We start from the raw sequence: 16,770 nt of genomic DNA on the forward strand, positions 1-16,770 counted from the left end.
AAGAATTGCTGGTTTACTTAATTTCTTCTGTTTAATTTTCAAAGACCTTATATTTGTTAGCCACTTTGTGCGACTCATTTATAATAACATCTTGTTGATTTTTTGTCAACAACTTTTTTCAAAGTTTTTTCGATGTAATTTGTCTCTCAATGAGTTTGTATCTCGCTTCCTGACTTCTCAAATTATAGCATCTTTGCAACTTTAATTTAGTATTTATTTTTGTTAATTTTCCTATTTCTCTATTTTTTCTCTTTAATTCATTAAATATCTCTATTTTTCATTCTTTGATACACTTGGATATGTTTGTTTTATTATTTCTCTATAATAGACTCTTTCATCTAACTATTGCACCATTTAATAATATTTTGCTTGATTTTATATTCTTATATATCAACTTTTTAATATATAAATTCTAATTGTTAGTTCTATATATAAGCAAAGAAGAACCCAAGACTTAAAAGCCTTGGGTTCTTTGCTTTATTTATCACATCATAATTGATGCTCCTGGTCCTAATGGAAGATTTAACATCATCCACACAATTAATAATGCTGACCATCCTAATAAGAATGATATTGAATAAGGTACCATTGTTGATATCATAGTGCCTATTCCTGATTCTTTATCATACTTCTCTGCAAATGATACTATAAGAGCAAAGTATGTCATAAGTGGTGAGATTATATTTGTTGATGAATCTCCTATTCTATAAGCCATTTGTGTAAATTCTGGTGCAAATCCCATTTCCATAAGCATAGGAATAAAGATTGGTGCCATAATTGCCCACTTAGCTGAAGCTGATCCCATAAATAGATTTACAAAAGCTGTTACTAATATAAATCCTAATATTAATGGAATTCCTCCAATATTAGCAGCTTTTAAGAAATCTGCTCCCTTTACTGCAATTACTGTTCCAACATTTGATTGTGCAAAATATTGAACAAATTGTGCTGCAAAGAATACTAATACTATATATCCACCCATTGTAGACATTGTTTTTCCCATTTCTTTAATTATATCTTTATCATTTTTAATTGATCCTGCGCCAATACCATAAGCTACCCCTAATATTAAGAATACTATAGCTATTATTACAACTATTGAATTCATAAGTGGTGACTTATCTACAAGAGACCCTGTTTCTGCATTTCTTAATATCGCATTTTGAGGTATTGTTGCAATAACGAGTACTATTACTACAAATATACTTGCTATACCTGCAAATTTAAGACCTTTTTTCTCTGTAGGATTAAGATTTATATTTTGATCTACTTTAGCATCACCTTTATATTCTCCAAGTCTTGGCTCTACTATTTTTTCTGTTACTAATGTACCTATTATTGCTATTAAAAATGTTGATGCAATTAAGAAGAACCAGTTATCCGTTACTTCTACCCCTGCTGTTGCACTCTGAATCTTTGCCGCTTCTGTTGATATTCCAGCAAGTAATGCATCTGTTGGTCCAAACATTAAATTTGCACTAAATCCTCCAGATACTCCAGCAAATGCTGCTGCAAGTCCTGCCATAGGATGTCTTCCCATACTTAAAAATACTATTGCCCCAAGTGGGATTAATACTACGTACCCAGCATCTGAAGCTATACTTGATAATACACCTGCTAAAACTACTACTAATGTAATAAGTGTTTTAGGTGTGCTTATTACTAATTTTTTTAATGCTGTCCCTATAAGTCCTGTCCCTTCTGCTACCCCAACTCCTAACATTGCTACTAAAACTGTTCCAAGAGGTGCGAAACTTGTAAAGTTTTTTAGAGCTCCCTCTAACATCGCTACTATACCTTCACTTGATATAAGACTTTTAACTGTAACTGTTGTCGCTTCAATTTGGTTTGTAGTCATATTTAATGCATCATATGTAACTGAAACTCCCATTTTAGCCATCACATGAGATACTACCATTATTATTCCACATAATATAACGAATATAGTTGCTGGATGTGGTAGTGCATTTCCTACTTTTTCAATAAAGTTTAAAATGCCTTTTTTCTTTACCGGTTTACTTTGATTTACTGCCATTTATATCCCCCCCCTTAATAAATTACTTCCCCTTAAATGTCTTTCCTTGAAACACACTTGTTTTCTTCTTTTTTAAATTTTATCATGAATTAACATAAATTGTAATATGATATTTTATGTTTTTTAAAAACTTTCTGTATACTTTTTTAACAGAATGAAACTACCATCTTTAATATTTTTAATTATATTAAAACTCTTTTTATTAATTGTATTTTTATATGTATTTTTCTTTTTTATGTAAAAAAGCCATAGCTTAAATTAGCTATGGCTTTCTATTTATCTATATATTTTTTTACTTTTCATCTTATTATAAAACATTATAACTAATGCTCCTATTATTCCACCGCTTGTATCTATCATAACATCTGTAAATCTACCTGCTCTTCCTAGTACAAATTGTTGATGCAATTCATCTGAACACGCATATAAAAACACTCCTAATACTGAATATATATATATCTTTTTTGTTACTTTCATATAATCACTTAATACATTATATAAAAGCATACATACTATCATATATTCTGTTAGATGTGCGCACTTTCTTACAATAACTGATGCAAATTCACCAAACTCTCCACTTAAATTTATCCCTAATGAGTTTAGGAGATTTATTACAAAGTCACTATCCTTTGTTGATGCATCTGCTGTTTTACTAGACATGTAAAATATAAAACCAAACCATATAACAAGCAATATTAAATTTAAAACTTTCTTTTTATTTAATTTCATTTATATACAAACCCCTTACTTAAAATTCTATTTCATTATACTAGGGTATGTAATCTTTGAGAAGAAGTCTTTCTATTTGTTGTTTGTTTTTTAACAAGATTTATTTTTTTTATTAAATTTTATATTTCTTTTTAATTACTAATGGTGTTTCATTATCACCTTTTAATACCTCACCATCTCTTATTGTTACATTCTTATCTGTTATTATATTTTGCATTTCTACATTATCACCAATTTTAGTATTTTGGAGTATTACACAATTTTTAAGTTTCGTATTTTCTCCAATATATACTCTTCTTGAAATTACACAATTTTCTACTGTTCCTTCTATAAATGACCCATTAGCAATTATAGAGTTAATTACATTACTATTCTCACCATATTTTGTGCCTGACTCATCTTTAGTTTTTGTGTATATCGGTCTGTTATTATAGAAAAGTTCCTTTGTTACTTCTGTATTAAGAATATCTGTATTCATTTTAAAGTAACTATCTAATGAGTTAATGCATCTTACATATCCATCAAATGCATAACTTCCTACATTTAAACTTTCAGTATTATATTTTATATAGTTTTTAACTTTTCTTATATTTCCATTTTTAATACATGCATATACTATGTCTATAAACAAATCTGTTCTCATTAAATACATTTCCATATTTATTTTAACTTTTTTATCTGATCCTATATTTTCACCTACACTTAATACTCTTCCTGTATTATCTAGGTTTAATATATCACAACCCAAAAAGTTTGATTTTGCATCAGTTATATCTTTGTATACAACTGTTATATCATTTGAACTTTTTTTATGCTGTTTCATTACTTCATTAAAGTCTATATTTGCTATCATGTATGATGGTGCTAATAATACATATTCTTTTTTACTTAATTTTGCAAATTCAAGATTATCACAAAAACCATGTACATCTTCTTGTGATGGATCTTTGTCTGCAAAGTTAAATACTCTTAATCCATCTCTTTTTCTATTTAAATCCCATGGCTTACCATTTGATATATGATCCATTAATGATCTTGATTTATTTTTTGCAAACATTCCTATGCTTTCTATCCCTGCATTTGTCATGTTAGATAATATAAAATCTACTACTCTATATCTTCCTGCTATTGGTACTGCTGCTAATGGTCTATTTCTAACCAATTCACCCATTCTATTTTCTTTTTCATCTAGGTTTATTATCCCTACACAATTTTTCATATTTTCATTCCACCCTTCTATAATTCCCTTTTACTGAATTAAAGTTCCTTCACTTATTTCTTCTTTTGATCCTATTACTGTTATTTTTTCTCCATTCCCAACTATTACTTCTCTTCTAAGCACTACTTCACTTCCGATAATAGCTTTTTCTACTCTACAACTTGAATTGATTTTTGTATTTGGCATTATTACAGAGTTTCTAACTACTGCACCTTTTTCTACTTTGACACCTTGGAATAATATTGAGTTTTCAACTATCCCTTCTACTTCACAACCTTCAACTATTAAAGAATTTTTAACCTTAGCATTTTTCCCTATATATTGAGGTGGTGCCATTGTATTTACTGAACATATCTTCCAATCTTCATCATATAATCCAAGCTCACATTCTTTGTCTAATAAATCCATGTTAGCTTCCCATAAACTTTCTATTGTTCCTACATCTTTCCAGTATCCTTCAAATGGATATGCTACCATTTTCTCTTCATTTTTAAGCATATTTGGTATGATATTTTGACCAAAGTCATTGCTTGATAAATCATCTGATTCATCTTCTACTAAGTATTTTCTTAAAGCTTTCCAGCTAAAGATATATATTCCCATTGATGCATTGTTACTTTTAGGATTTGTTGGTTTTTCTTCAAATTCATATATTGTTGAATCTGGATTTGTATTCATTATTCCAAATCTACTTGCCTCTTCATCTGAAACTTCCAATACTGCTATTGTTGCTGCAGCTTCTTTTTCTTTGTGAAAGTCTAACATTTTTTCATAGTCCATTTTATAAATATGGTCACCTGATAATATAAGTACATATTCTGGGTTGTAACTATCTATATATGGAATATTTTGATAGATTGCATTTGCTGTTCCTGAATACCAATCTGCACCTTTTTCTCCTTGGTATGGTGGAAGTATACTAACTCCTCCATCTCTTCTGTCTAAATCCCATGAACTTCCTATTCCTATATGTGTGTGAAGTTCCATTGGACTATATTGTGTTAGTACTCCTACTGTGTATATCCCTGAGTTTGAACAGTTACTTAATGGGAAGTCTATTATTCTATATTTACCGCCAAAAGGAACTGCTGGTTTTGCTAGTTTTTTAGTTAAGACCCCTAATCTTGAACCTTGTCCCCCTGCTAGTATCATTGCTACTATTTCTTTCTTACTCATAAATTTCCTTTTACCCCTTTCACCCTAACTTTTATAAAAACTTTTAATTTTAACTTTCTTAATCTCTTTCAGTTAAAAACTTCATGATGTATCCTAGTGACATTTCTGATGTTGATTGATTACTTTCTAAATTTTCAAATTTAACTTCTAAATTCATCATATTTTGTTCAAGTCTTAATACAACATCTTTGACTTCTAACAAGATTTTTTCATTATAAGAAATTTGATTCCCATCAATGTCTATACATAGTTTTTCTGGAGGATTACCACACTCTACACACTTAGCGTATATTTTACTTGTCTGAGCATCCTTGAAAACTTTGAATTTTTCTGATTTACAAGACGAACAATTTGATAATAATGTAAAACTATGCTCATTATACTCATGTTTATAAGTGGTATTACACTCTGTGCATAGTATTGATAAATTATGATCTTTGCTTTCTACATAGAAGCTGTTTCCTGTACATCCTTCTTTTTCACAAACTACAGTTCTTATCACAACAATCACCTCCTAAATGATAAATATGTTTTAATAGCCTATAAAATTACCGTTTAAATTTTTTTAACGTTAATTTTTACAAAAAAGAATTTGTGCAATTAGTATTTAATTGCACAAACTCTAATAATTATATATATTCAGTTGTTACTCTATAAATTCATAAGTATTTTACATTGGTTTGGAAGTATTTTAAGTTCTATTGAGTTATCTCTAAAATGATATACTTCATAAGGGTTAAGATAGTTTTTATAATCCCCTCTAAGATCTTCTATTTTAATAAATTTCTCATAGTCTGATTGATTAGCTATAAATATTAATTTTTTATCTTCTAACCATCTTTCAATACAAAAAACATTATTATTTACATTATGAATTTTAAAGTCTCCTTTTTTTACTACATCTTCAGTCATTCTTATTTTTGCTAGCTCCTTATACCATTTATATACCTCTTCATTTATATTATTCCATGGAAATGGTTTTCTGTTACTTGGGTCTTTCCCCCCTGTAAGTCCAACTTCATCTCCATAGTATATAAGTGGTACTCCTGGCAGTAACATTTGTAGTCCTGTTACTATTTTGAATTTTTTAATATCCTCACCAAGCATAGTTAGTACTCTCTCTGTATCATGATTTCCTAGCATATTCATAGTTGAATAAAAACTTTCTTTTGGATAATTTTCATAAAGACTCATTATTCTCTTTGATAAGTCACTTGCATTTATTTCTCGTCTAGCAAATGAAATTATAGAATCTTTTAAAGGGTAATTAGTTATAGAGTCTAGTGATTCTCCAAATAAGTACTCTCTTTTTTGACCATAGCTTACTTTATTTGAAGCATCTTCCCATACTTCTCCAACTAATATACTTTCCTTATTTTCTACTTTCATTCTTTCTTTTATCATCTTTATAAACTCATCTGGAAGTTCATCTGCTACATCAAGTCTCCATCCACTAGCTCCAAGCCTTAACCATTTTGCTATTACCGATTCATCTGATTTTATAATATAGTCTAAATAACTATTGTTCATCTCATCAATGTTAGGTTGGTTATCTATTCCCCACCAGCATTCATAGGAATTTGGATAGTCATAAAATCTATACCAATCAAAGTATGGTGAATTTTCTGATTGATATGCACCTACTGACTCATAAGTCCCATATCGATTAAAGTATTTGCTATCATCACCTGTATGACTAAAAACTCCATCTAATATTACTTTCATGCCTAGTTCACTTGCTTTTTCACATAAATCTGTGAATTCTTCATTTGTCCCAAACATTTCATCAACTTCTTGATAATCAGCAGTATCATATTTATGACAGCTTTTTGCTTTAAATATTGGATTAAAATATATAATATTAACCCCTAAAGATTTTATATACTCTAATTTTTTTAGAACTCCTTTTAAATTACCACCATAAAAGTCCCATCTTATTATTCGCCCCTGTGAATCTCTTATATATAGAGGTTCATCTTCCCAAGTTGAATATATAAAACTATCCTTTTTAGGATTTGTAACTGTACCATCTTCATTACCATTGTAAAATCTATCTACGAATATCTGATATATCATTCCTTCTTTATACCAACTTGGTATAGAAAAATCTTTGTATACAGTTATCTGATATTCTTTTGGATTATACTCATATACTTGTCCTTCTCCTCCAAGGGACTCAGTATTATTACCATAATAAATCTGTCTACCATCTTCATTTATAGTAAAGTAGTAATTAATAAGGCCCATTTTATCATTTGTGTCTATAAAAGCTTTATAGAAATTCTTCTTCCAGCTGCTTTTTTCGGTATCTCTCTCCATCCATATAGATTCTTTTGTTCCATCAAAGTTTACTAGATTTAGATATACCATTGCATTATGCTCAAGTTCTATATCTATTCTTACTTTTTCACCTTGCTTAACTGCACCGAAAGGATTTCTATAAAACTTATCTTGTGAATTATGAATCATATAAAAATTATTCATCTAGTTTCTATCCTTTCTTAAATTAATACTATAAGTTTTTATACATTGTATCTGAACCCCAAATTCCGGTTGCATATTCTGATATTGTTCTGTCTGATGAGAATATTCCTGAATGTGCTATATTTATAGCACACATTCTTTGCCACTTATGAACATCTTTATAGATATCATCTGATTTATTATTTGCATCTATATATGATGCAAAGTCTTTTAGTACAAAAAATTCATCATTATATGTCATAAGATTTTGATAAATATCATTAAACCTTTCTGGGTCATTTACATACTTACCATTTCTTAAATCTTCTATAACCCTTTGAATTCTTGTATCATTTCTATAATATTCATAAGCTGAATATCCACCATTTCTATAATAATTAAGTATTTCAGCCTCTTCCATACCAAATATTATTATATTATCATCTCCAACTTCATCTCTAATCTCTACATTTGCACCATCTAAAGTTGCAATTGTAACTGCACCATTCATCATAAATTTCATATTAGAAGTACCTGATGCTTCTTTAGTTGTTGTAGATATTTGTTCACTTAAATCTGTTGCCGGAATTATTTTTTCTGCAAGTGATACCCTGTAGTTATCAAGTAATACCACTTTAATCTTTCCATTTATTCTTGGATCATTATTTATCTTCTCCCCAAGTCTACTTATAAGCTCGATTGTATTTTTAGCTAGATGGTATGCAGGTGCTGCTTTCCCACCAAATATAAATGTTCTTGGTACTACATCTTTATTCGGATTTTCTAATAACTCATTATAAAGATGCATTATTTTCAAACAGTTAAGAGATTGTCTTTTGTATGCATGTATTCTTTTAACCTGTACATCAAAAATAGAATTTGGGTCTACAATTATCCCCTTCGTATCACTGATAACTTTCGCAAGCTTCTTCTTATTATCTAACTTAATAGTTGCAAGTCTCTCTCTAACTGATGCATCATCTGCATATTTTTTAAACTCAATCATATCTGTTGGGTGTTTTATAAATGATGTCCCTATAGTTTCTTTTAATAAATCAGTAAGCTCTGGATTTGACTTCAATAGCCATCTTCTATGAGTTATACCATTAGTTTTATTATTAAACTTTTTCGGATACATATAATAAAAATCACTCATTTCTTGCTTTTTAAGAATTTCTGTATGAAGTTTTGCAACCCCATTTACACTATGACCACCAACAATACAAAGATTAGCCATTCTAACAAAACCATCACCTATAATCGCCATGTTAGAAATCTTATCCCATTGTCCTGCATATTTACCCCAAAGTTCACCACAAAATCTCTCGTTAATTTCATTAACTATCATATAGATTCTAGGTAGAAGTCTTTTAAACATATTAATAGGCCACTTTTCTAAAGCCTCTGATAATATTGTGTGATTTGTATATGCAATAGTATTATTAGTTATTCTCCATGCAACCTCCCATGGAAGTTCCTCTTCATCAACTAAAATTCTCATAAGCTCTGGAATTGCAAGTGCAGGATGAGTGTCATTTACATGGATAGCTGTTTTTTCATCAAAGTTCTCCATATTCCCACCAAGCTTTTTATAATGTCTTATAATTCCCTGTATCCCAGCAGATACAAAGAAATATTCTTGTTTAAGTCTTAAAAGTTTACCCTCATACACAGAATCATCTGGGTATAAAACCTGTGAAATTGCCTCAACAGAATTTTTATACTCTATTGCCTTAAGGAATTCCCCTCTATTAAAAGATGAAAAATCAAACTCATTGTTAACTGTTTCTGCACTCCAAAGTCTTAAAGTATTAACAACATCATTCTCATACCCCACAACAGGTGTATCATATGGAACCGCAAGTACTGGCTCATAATTTATATGAGTGAATATCTCTTTTCCATTAATAGTTTCTGTTTTAACTTCTCCACCAAACTTAACAATTTCTGCTTTATCTGATTTTCTAGCCTCCCAAACATTCCCCTCACGAAGCCAATTATCTGGAACTTCAATTTGAGTATTGTTTATTATCTTTTGTTCAAAAAAACCATATTTGTATCTAATACCACAACCATGTCCTGGTATATTTAATGATGCCATAGAATCAAGGAAGCAAGCTGCAAGTCTACCAAGACCACCATTTCCAAGACCTTGATCACTCTCAAACTCTTCTAAATCATCTAAATTTATTTCAAGCTCATGAAGAGCCTCTCTACAAATATCTCTAATTCCAAGATTTAAAAGTGCATCTCCAAGAAGTCTTCCAAGTAAAAACTCCATTGAAAAATAATAAACTTGCTTTACGTCCTCTTCATTGTACTTTTTATTTGTATCAACCCAAGAATTAGCAACATAATCTCTAATTAAACTGCCTAAAGTCTCGTATCTATACAAATCATTACTATTTTTTAATTCCTCGCCATAAAGCTCTAAATATTTTTTTTTATAATCCTTTTTGAACTGTTCTTTATTTATCGCTAGCACAAAAGTCCTCCTAAAATTGCTAATAACTACGCTTTAGTTATCTCTTTATAAAGATTTCTATAAACTTTTGCTGATTTCTCCCAACTATTTTCTGAATTCATAGCATTTTCAACTAAAGTTTGCCACTCATCCTTTCTATAGAAAGTTTTTATAGCCTCTTCAGTAGTACTTATAAGTTCCTGAGCACTATAATTAGCAAAACTAAAACCATTCCCTGTTATATCATATTTATTATAAGGCGATATTGTGTCTTTTAATCCTCCCGTTTCTCTAACAATAGGAACTGTTCCATATCTTAAAGCAATAAGCTGCCCAAGCCCACAAGGCTCAAAAGCAGAAGGCATAAGGAACATATCTGAAGAAGCATAAATTTTATGAGCTAAAGCATTATCAAAGCAAATATTTGCGCTAACCTTATCATTGTAACGATAGCTAAGTCCCTTGAAATGCTCCTCATATCCATAATCTCCAGTACCTAAAATAACAAGCTGAACATCCTGTCTTAAAAGTCTGTCAGCACAATTAATTATCAAATCAATACCCTTTTGATTTGTAAGTCTTGAAACAATAGAAATCATAGGCACATCACCTCTAACCGGTAACCCTAATTCCTTTTGTAAACTCATCTTATTTTCAGCCTTTTCATCTAAAAATGATTTAGCAGAAAATTTACTATCTATATATAAATCTGTTTCAGGATTATACTCATCATAATCTATACCATTTACAATACCTAAAACATCTAAATCTCTTTCTCTTAAAACACCATCTAATTTTTCTCCATACCAAGGAGTCTTTATCTCCTGTGCATAAGTATTACTTACAGTACCTATCTTATCCGCAAAAACAAGACCTGCTTTCATAAAGCTAGCAGCACCATAAATCTCCATATTCCCATTATCATATTGCTCTAAAGTATAACCAAATAGCTCAGGTAAAACAGCCTTATCAAAATTACCTTGGAACAATAAATTGTGTATAGAAATAACAGTTTTCATATTTGCATAAAATCCATCAGCATGGTTCTTATACTCAAGTTTATGAAGTGCAGGAATCATCCCACACTGCCAATCATTGCAATGAAGAACATCAGGACACCAATCTAAAACCTTTAATGTCTCTAAAACTGCCCTATCAAAATAAGCAAATCGCTCTCCATCATCAAAATGTCCATACAATCCATCTCTTTTAAAATAAAGTTCATTATCTAAAAAATAATACGTAACATTTTCATGTTTTAACTCAAAAATTCCACAATGCTGTCTTCTCCACCCAACATTTACACCAAAGCTAGTAATATAATTCATATCCGAAACATATTGCTTTTTAATTCCCTTATACTTTGGAATTATAACCCTAACATCATCACCACTAGCCGCAAGTGTTTTAGGCAATGCTCCCATAACATCTCCAAGCCCACCAGTTTTTATAAATGGATGTGCCTCTGATGCAACGAATAAAATCTTCATAAAAAAAATCCCCCTATACCCTATAATCTAAACCTATTTTTAATCTATTAAATAATCAAAAGTGCTTTTAATAACCTCTTCATAAATACTCATTTCTTCTAACTTATCTTTTTTTCTAACAATCTCTTTTACTTCATTAATTTTAATAACTAAAGTCCCCATTGGTGGAATACTTATATCAACTGAATAAGGTTCACTATGATAAGGTATATCATCAGCTTTTATCTCTGAATCAATTATCTTTCCAGAACCACCATATTTCATTTCATCTGTATTAAACGCTTGTACATAAGTTCCATAGAAAGGAACTCCAACCCTAAAGCTTTCATAATAATTTGGTGTAAAATTACACACAAAAATCAACGTATCTTCAAAAACATTATGACCCTTTCTCATAAATATAAATATACTTTGGTCCCTATTATCTGCATCTATCCAATTAAATCCATTATCTAAATGATCTCTTTGCCATAAAGCTGGATTTTCTTTATAAAATTTATTTAAATCCTTATAAAAAGAATTAATACCTGAATGTATTGGATAACTTAAAAGTTTCCACTCAAGTTCCTCATACTCTCTCCACTCTATAAACTGACCAATTTCAGCCCCCATAAAATTAAGCTTCTTACCAGGGTGTCCCATCATATATGCAGCAAAAAGTCTAAGACCTGCAAACTTATTCCAATAATCACCCGGCATCTTATTTAATAATGACTTTTTGCCATGAACAACCTCATCATGAGAAATAGGCAATATAAAACTTTCAGAATAGTTATACATCATAGAAAATGTCATATCATTATGCTTATGTTTTCTATAAATAGGGTCTGCCTCACAATAATCTAAAGTGTCATTCATCCATCCCATATCCCACTTATAATTAAACCCAAGTCCGCCATCCTCAACCTTATGAGAAACTTTTTGCCATGAAGTTGATTCTTCCGCTGCCATAATAGCAGTTGGAAACTCATCAAAAATAGCACTATTAAGATATTTTATAAACTCTACACCATCAACATTATGCATTGACCCATCTGCATTATACCTCCACTCACTTTCTGGACGACCATAATTTAAATAAATCATATTTGCAACAGCATCAACTCTTAACCCATCAATGTGATACTCTCTAAGCCAAAATAAAGCATTAGAAATTAAAAAACTTCTAACTTCTGGTCTACCTAGATCAAAATTACAAGTTCCCCAACCTTTATTCTCAGACTTCCACCCCTCTGCATACTCGTAAGTAGGTGTTCCATCAAACCTATAAAGTCCATGAGAATCCTTACAAAAATGACCTGGAACCCAATCAAGAATGACTCCAATATCATTTCTATGAAGTTCATCTATAAGTTCTTTCAATCCATTTGCATTTCCAAACCTGCTAGTTGCAGCATAAAAACCAGTAACCTGATATCCCCAAGAATTATCAAGTGGATGTTCCATAACAGGTAATAACTCAACATGAGTATATCCCATTTCTTTAATATATTTAGGTAAAATATGTTTTATCTCTCTATAAGTTAAGAACTCTCCATCTTCATTAGTTTTCCAAGAACCCAAATGTAATTCATATATATTCATAGGACTTTCTTTTATATCAACAGACTCCCTGTTTTCCATCCACTTAAAATCTCTCCATCTATACATATTTTTATTAACAACAACAGATGCAGTACTTGGTCTAAGTTCACTTGCTCTCCCATAAGGATCTGCCTTTAAAACAATATTTCCTTGATTATCCTTTATTGCAAACTTATATTTACTTGCCGGCTTAATTCCTGGAATAAAAACACTCCATATTCCCATATCACTAACTCGCTCAAAAGAAAATTTTTCATTAACTTCCCATAAACTAAAATCTCCAACTAAATAAACACTTGAAGCATTTGGTGCCCAAGTAGTAAATCTAACCCCTCTTCTCCCATTTTCACTTCTAACAATTCCACCCATAAAGTCATAACAATTAAAATGCTTCCCCTCGTGAAACAAATAAATATCTAAATCTGTAAAATTACTCACACAAAATCCTCCCCATAGCAAATACATAAAAATATACTATATAAATAAATATTAACAACTAAACTTTTATATCCTTAAAAATGTTTAATTAAATAAATTTTCATAAAATAATAAATTAAATCGTTTAATATTATCAATTTCAAATTAAAGATATTTTATAAAACTAAAATTCTTTACTACCTTAATCAACTTTTTATCTATATAAAATAATTTTTATTTTATATTTACAGTAATATATATTAAAAAAAGTACCCCAAAATAAAAAATACTTTCCCATTTAAATCTTACGTAACATAAACTTAAAACATTCCAAATAAAAAGAAATAAAAAAAGAACCTAGAAAAACTTCTAAGTTCTTAATATCATTTACAATTTTTTAGATTTAATTTCATCCTCAAGCTTTTTAATTGCCTCATCTAATGTAAAAGTGTTTTCCCCAGCTAAAATCAAGCTTCTTTTCTTTAACTTAAATTCAACCAAGATTTCTTCTAGCTCATTTAGACCCATATTGCTTCACACCCCATCTTTAAACAAATTAAAAGCTATACTATCTTTGTAGCCTTAAAATGTTCATTTCTTACTATAAAATAATTATATAAACTATTATATAATAAATCAAACAATTTAATCCACATCTTAAACTTTTCTATTAAGTCTCTATTTCTAATGACTCATTTTCTTCAACATCATTTTTCATACCACCCTTAATTCTCATATAAGCATATACCGGCACAGCTAGCATTACTAAAATAAATCCATACATAACAGTTTGTGCTCCAGAAGATATAATCCCCCAAACTGAGAATCCAAAAGCAACTAAAGCTCTTACAACCAAGAATGTATAATTTTTAACACTTGCACGTCTTTTACCCTTTGACATAAGAATAATTTCTGCAATAGCAGTAAAGCCGTATACTGGTAAATAACTCAAAGTAGCAAGTAATACTATAAATGTATATGCCCCTGATAATCCTTCTGTAAAATTCATAATAAGAATAATATTAACCATTATAGAACTTATAATAAGTGACATGTAAGGTGTCCCATACTTCGGATGAATTTTTGCAAATATTTTTGGAAAAACACCATCCTCACCAGCTGCATAACTAACTCTAGCAGTAGATAGTAACCAACCTAAAGATGTTCCAATAACACTTATTGCTATAAATACACTTACAATAGATATATTACCTACATTTAAAACTTTTGAAATAATATCAGTTATAGGTGCTGAACTATTAGCAAGTTCAGTTTGAGTTAAAGCCCCCATAGCAGATATGCTAATAACAATATATAAAAATGTACTAATTAGCATTCCTAAAATAGTACTTCTTTTTATATTTTTTTCTGGATTTTTAATTTCTCCCCCAGTTACTGCTGCTGTTTCTAAACCCATAAATGCCCACAATGTGACCCCTGCAGCTATTGGAATACTTCCAATTCCTTTTCCTTCTGGAAATATAGGCCCTATGTTAGCTTTGTTGAATCCCATAAAAGCAATTATTATAAAACTACCAAATAATAATATTTTAAAAACAGTCAAACCAGCTGTAATTCTTCCAGCAAATCTTGTTCCCCTAATATTTATATATGTGCATAACCATAAAAGTACTGATGAGAAAATAAAACTTATTATTGGATTATTCAATAAACTTGGAAAAACTTGTCCCATATAAGTTGTTGCTACAATATACATTGATGCATTTCCAATCCATGAACCATTCCAATACAGCCAAGCTGCTAAAAAACCACCAAAATTTCCATAAGCCATTCTAGAATATTCATAAGCACCACCATTTTTAGGTATTTTCGAACCTAAATTAGCAAAAGTAAGTGCCATAAATAGTGCTCCAACCCCAGTTAAACACCAAGCTATAACAGTTGCTCCTGGACCTGCAACTTGCGCAAGAGTAGTTGGCAACATAAGTATTCCAGCTCCAACCATATTACTTATAACAAGTGCAGTTGCAGTAAATAATCCAATTTCTTTTTTCAACTCTTTTTTAGCCATAAACATAACTATCAACTTTTTAGAATTGATAGACCTCCTTTTTTCACCAAAGTCTTTAATCTAAATATATTTTTCTACTAATTAAGATGTATCTTTATATTTATAAACATAAAGATACATCTTATTCAAGTAGTTTTCACACCTATACTAATCTTTGATTTATATTTAATACTAAACTTAATAACTAATTTACATAATTTATTATACCTAATTTTCGACATTTAACAAGCATTTTGAAGAATAATTTTCTAATTATTAAATAGATTTCCATTTTTTATTTTCTATTTTCCAAAAAAATAATTAGATATATTTATGCATAAAATTTTGATTATTAGGAATTACTAATAATGGGTTAATTTTAATTAAGGAGGCTAATTTATGAAAAAATATTTTAAATTACTTATTATACCACTTCTATTTTTAACAACTTTTATAAGTTGCACTCATAATAAACCAAAATCTACAGATCAAGCAAAAACAATTGAAGAAAATAAAAGTACTAATCCTCAACCAACACCCAGTATAAGTAAATCTCCATATAAAGATGGAACTTTTATAGGTAAATCACAAATTACTAAACGAGGACAAGAAGAATCTATTGTGACTATCAAAAATGGACGAATTTCAGCAATAACATTAAAAGTTTTAGATATTTCTGGAAAAGAAATAAATTATACATTATATACTGGTCAAACAATTGATAATACTTTTTATCCTAATATAAATAAATATAGAATTGATTTTGCTAATTCTATACTCAATAAACAATCTACTAATATTCCAGATATAAAAGAGATTCCTGAAATAAGTTCTAACTGGAAAATTTCAATAAATAATGCATTATCAGAATCTAAAATATCTAAAAATAAATAGAAGCATCTAAAGATGCTTCTATTTATTCTATAAAAAAAAGTCTATGACTACGTCATAGACTTATAATTTGGTGGAGATAATGAGATTCGAACTCATGACCCCCTGCGTGCAAGGCAGGTGCTCTCCCAACTGAGCTATACCCCCAAAACTGGTGCATCCTCAGGGATTCGAACCCGGGACCTACCGGTTATGAGCCGGTTGCTCTAACCAACTGAGCTAAGGATGCTTATAATCTGGCAACAACCTACTCTCCCACACAGCTGCCCGTGCAGTACCATCGGCCCT

12 protein-coding genes and 2 tRNA genes are annotated in these 16,770 nt (G+C 29.9%); 1 reads left to right on the plus strand and 13 read right to left on the minus strand.

Going from position 1 to position 16,770, the window contains the following annotated elements:
* Window positions 1-484: 484 nt before the first annotated feature.
* From Q0V24_RS15035 to Q0V24_RS15085, 11 genes are all read right to left on the minus strand, one after another.
* A complete protein-coding gene (locus Q0V24_RS15035; protein ID WP_297522651.1) occupies window positions 485-2,035 on the minus strand; it encodes an AbgT family transporter in 1,551 nt (516 codons plus the stop codon).
* Window positions 2,036-2,311: 276 nt separating this feature from the next.
* Window positions 2,312-2,767 carry a VanZ family protein gene (locus tag Q0V24_RS15040; protein ID WP_297522653.1) on the minus strand — a complete coding sequence of 152 codons (456 nt, stop codon included), beginning with the start codon at window positions 2,765-2,767 and terminating at the stop codon, window positions 2,312-2,314.
* Window positions 2,768-2,879: 112 nt separating this feature from the next.
* Window positions 2,880-3,986 (minus strand): glucose-1-phosphate adenylyltransferase subunit GlgD, encoded by a 1,107-nt coding sequence (gene glgD / locus Q0V24_RS15045; RefSeq protein ID WP_297522655.1) that lies wholly within the window; start codon window positions 3,984-3,986, stop codon window positions 2,880-2,882.
* A gap of 30 nt (window positions 3,987-4,016) precedes the next feature.
* A complete protein-coding gene (locus Q0V24_RS15050) occupies window positions 4,017-5,162 on the minus strand; it encodes a glucose-1-phosphate adenylyltransferase (RefSeq protein WP_297522657.1) in 1,146 nt (381 codons plus the stop codon).
* A gap of 58 nt (window positions 5,163-5,220) precedes the next feature.
* Window positions 5,221-5,664, minus strand: coding sequence for a hypothetical protein (locus Q0V24_RS15055; protein ID WP_297522659.1), 444 nt, complete (start codon window positions 5,662-5,664; stop codon window positions 5,221-5,223).
* A 149-nt stretch (window positions 5,665-5,813) separates the two neighbouring features.
* Complete coding sequence (locus Q0V24_RS15060; RefSeq protein WP_297522661.1) at window positions 5,814-7,646, minus strand: glycoside hydrolase family 13 protein; 1,833 nt, start codon at window positions 7,644-7,646, stop codon at window positions 5,814-5,816.
* 28 nt (window positions 7,647-7,674) lie between these two features.
* The gene (locus Q0V24_RS15065; protein ID WP_297522663.1) at window positions 7,675-10,110 is read right to left on the minus strand and encodes a glycogen/starch/alpha-glucan phosphorylase; all 2,436 of its coding nucleotides are present in this window, start codon (window positions 10,108-10,110) and stop codon (window positions 7,675-7,677) included.
* Between the two features lie 26 nt (window positions 10,111-10,136).
* Entirely contained in the window at window positions 10,137-11,579 is a 1,443-nt protein-coding gene (gene glgA, locus Q0V24_RS15070) for a glycogen synthase GlgA (RefSeq protein WP_297522665.1), read from the minus strand.
* 39 nt (window positions 11,580-11,618) lie between these two features.
* Entirely contained in the window at window positions 11,619-13,601 is a 1,983-nt protein-coding gene (glgB, locus tag Q0V24_RS15075; RefSeq protein WP_297522667.1) for a 1,4-alpha-glucan branching protein GlgB, read from the minus strand.
* 366 nt (window positions 13,602-13,967) lie between these two features.
* Window positions 13,968-14,108 (minus strand): hypothetical protein, encoded by a 141-nt coding sequence (locus Q0V24_RS15080; RefSeq protein WP_297522669.1) that lies wholly within the window; start codon window positions 14,106-14,108, stop codon window positions 13,968-13,970.
* A 142-nt stretch (window positions 14,109-14,250) separates the two neighbouring features.
* Window positions 14,251-15,612 carry an amino acid permease gene (locus tag Q0V24_RS15085; protein WP_297522671.1) on the minus strand — a complete coding sequence of 454 codons (1,362 nt, stop codon included), beginning with the start codon at window positions 15,610-15,612 and terminating at the stop codon, window positions 14,251-14,253.
* Between the two features lie 378 nt (window positions 15,613-15,990).
* On the opposite strand from Q0V24_RS15085, the gene Q0V24_RS15090 reads away from it, so the two are divergent.
* Window positions 15,991-16,485, plus strand: coding sequence for a hypothetical protein (locus Q0V24_RS15090; protein ID WP_297522673.1), 495 nt, complete (start codon window positions 15,991-15,993; stop codon window positions 16,483-16,485).
* Between the two features lie 68 nt (window positions 16,486-16,553).
* Here the strand turns inward: Q0V24_RS15090 and Q0V24_RS15095 are convergent.
* Window positions 16,554-16,629: transfer RNA gene (locus tag Q0V24_RS15095), tRNA-Ala, on the minus strand.
* A gap of 5 nt (window positions 16,630-16,634) precedes the next feature.
* A tRNA-Met gene (locus tag Q0V24_RS15100) sits at window positions 16,635-16,711 on the minus strand.
* Window positions 16,712-16,770: the final 59 nt, after the last annotated feature.

It is taken from the genome of uncultured Clostridium sp., assembly GCF_947039605.1.
GTDB lineage: Bacteria > Bacillota > Clostridia > Clostridiales > Clostridiaceae > Sarcina.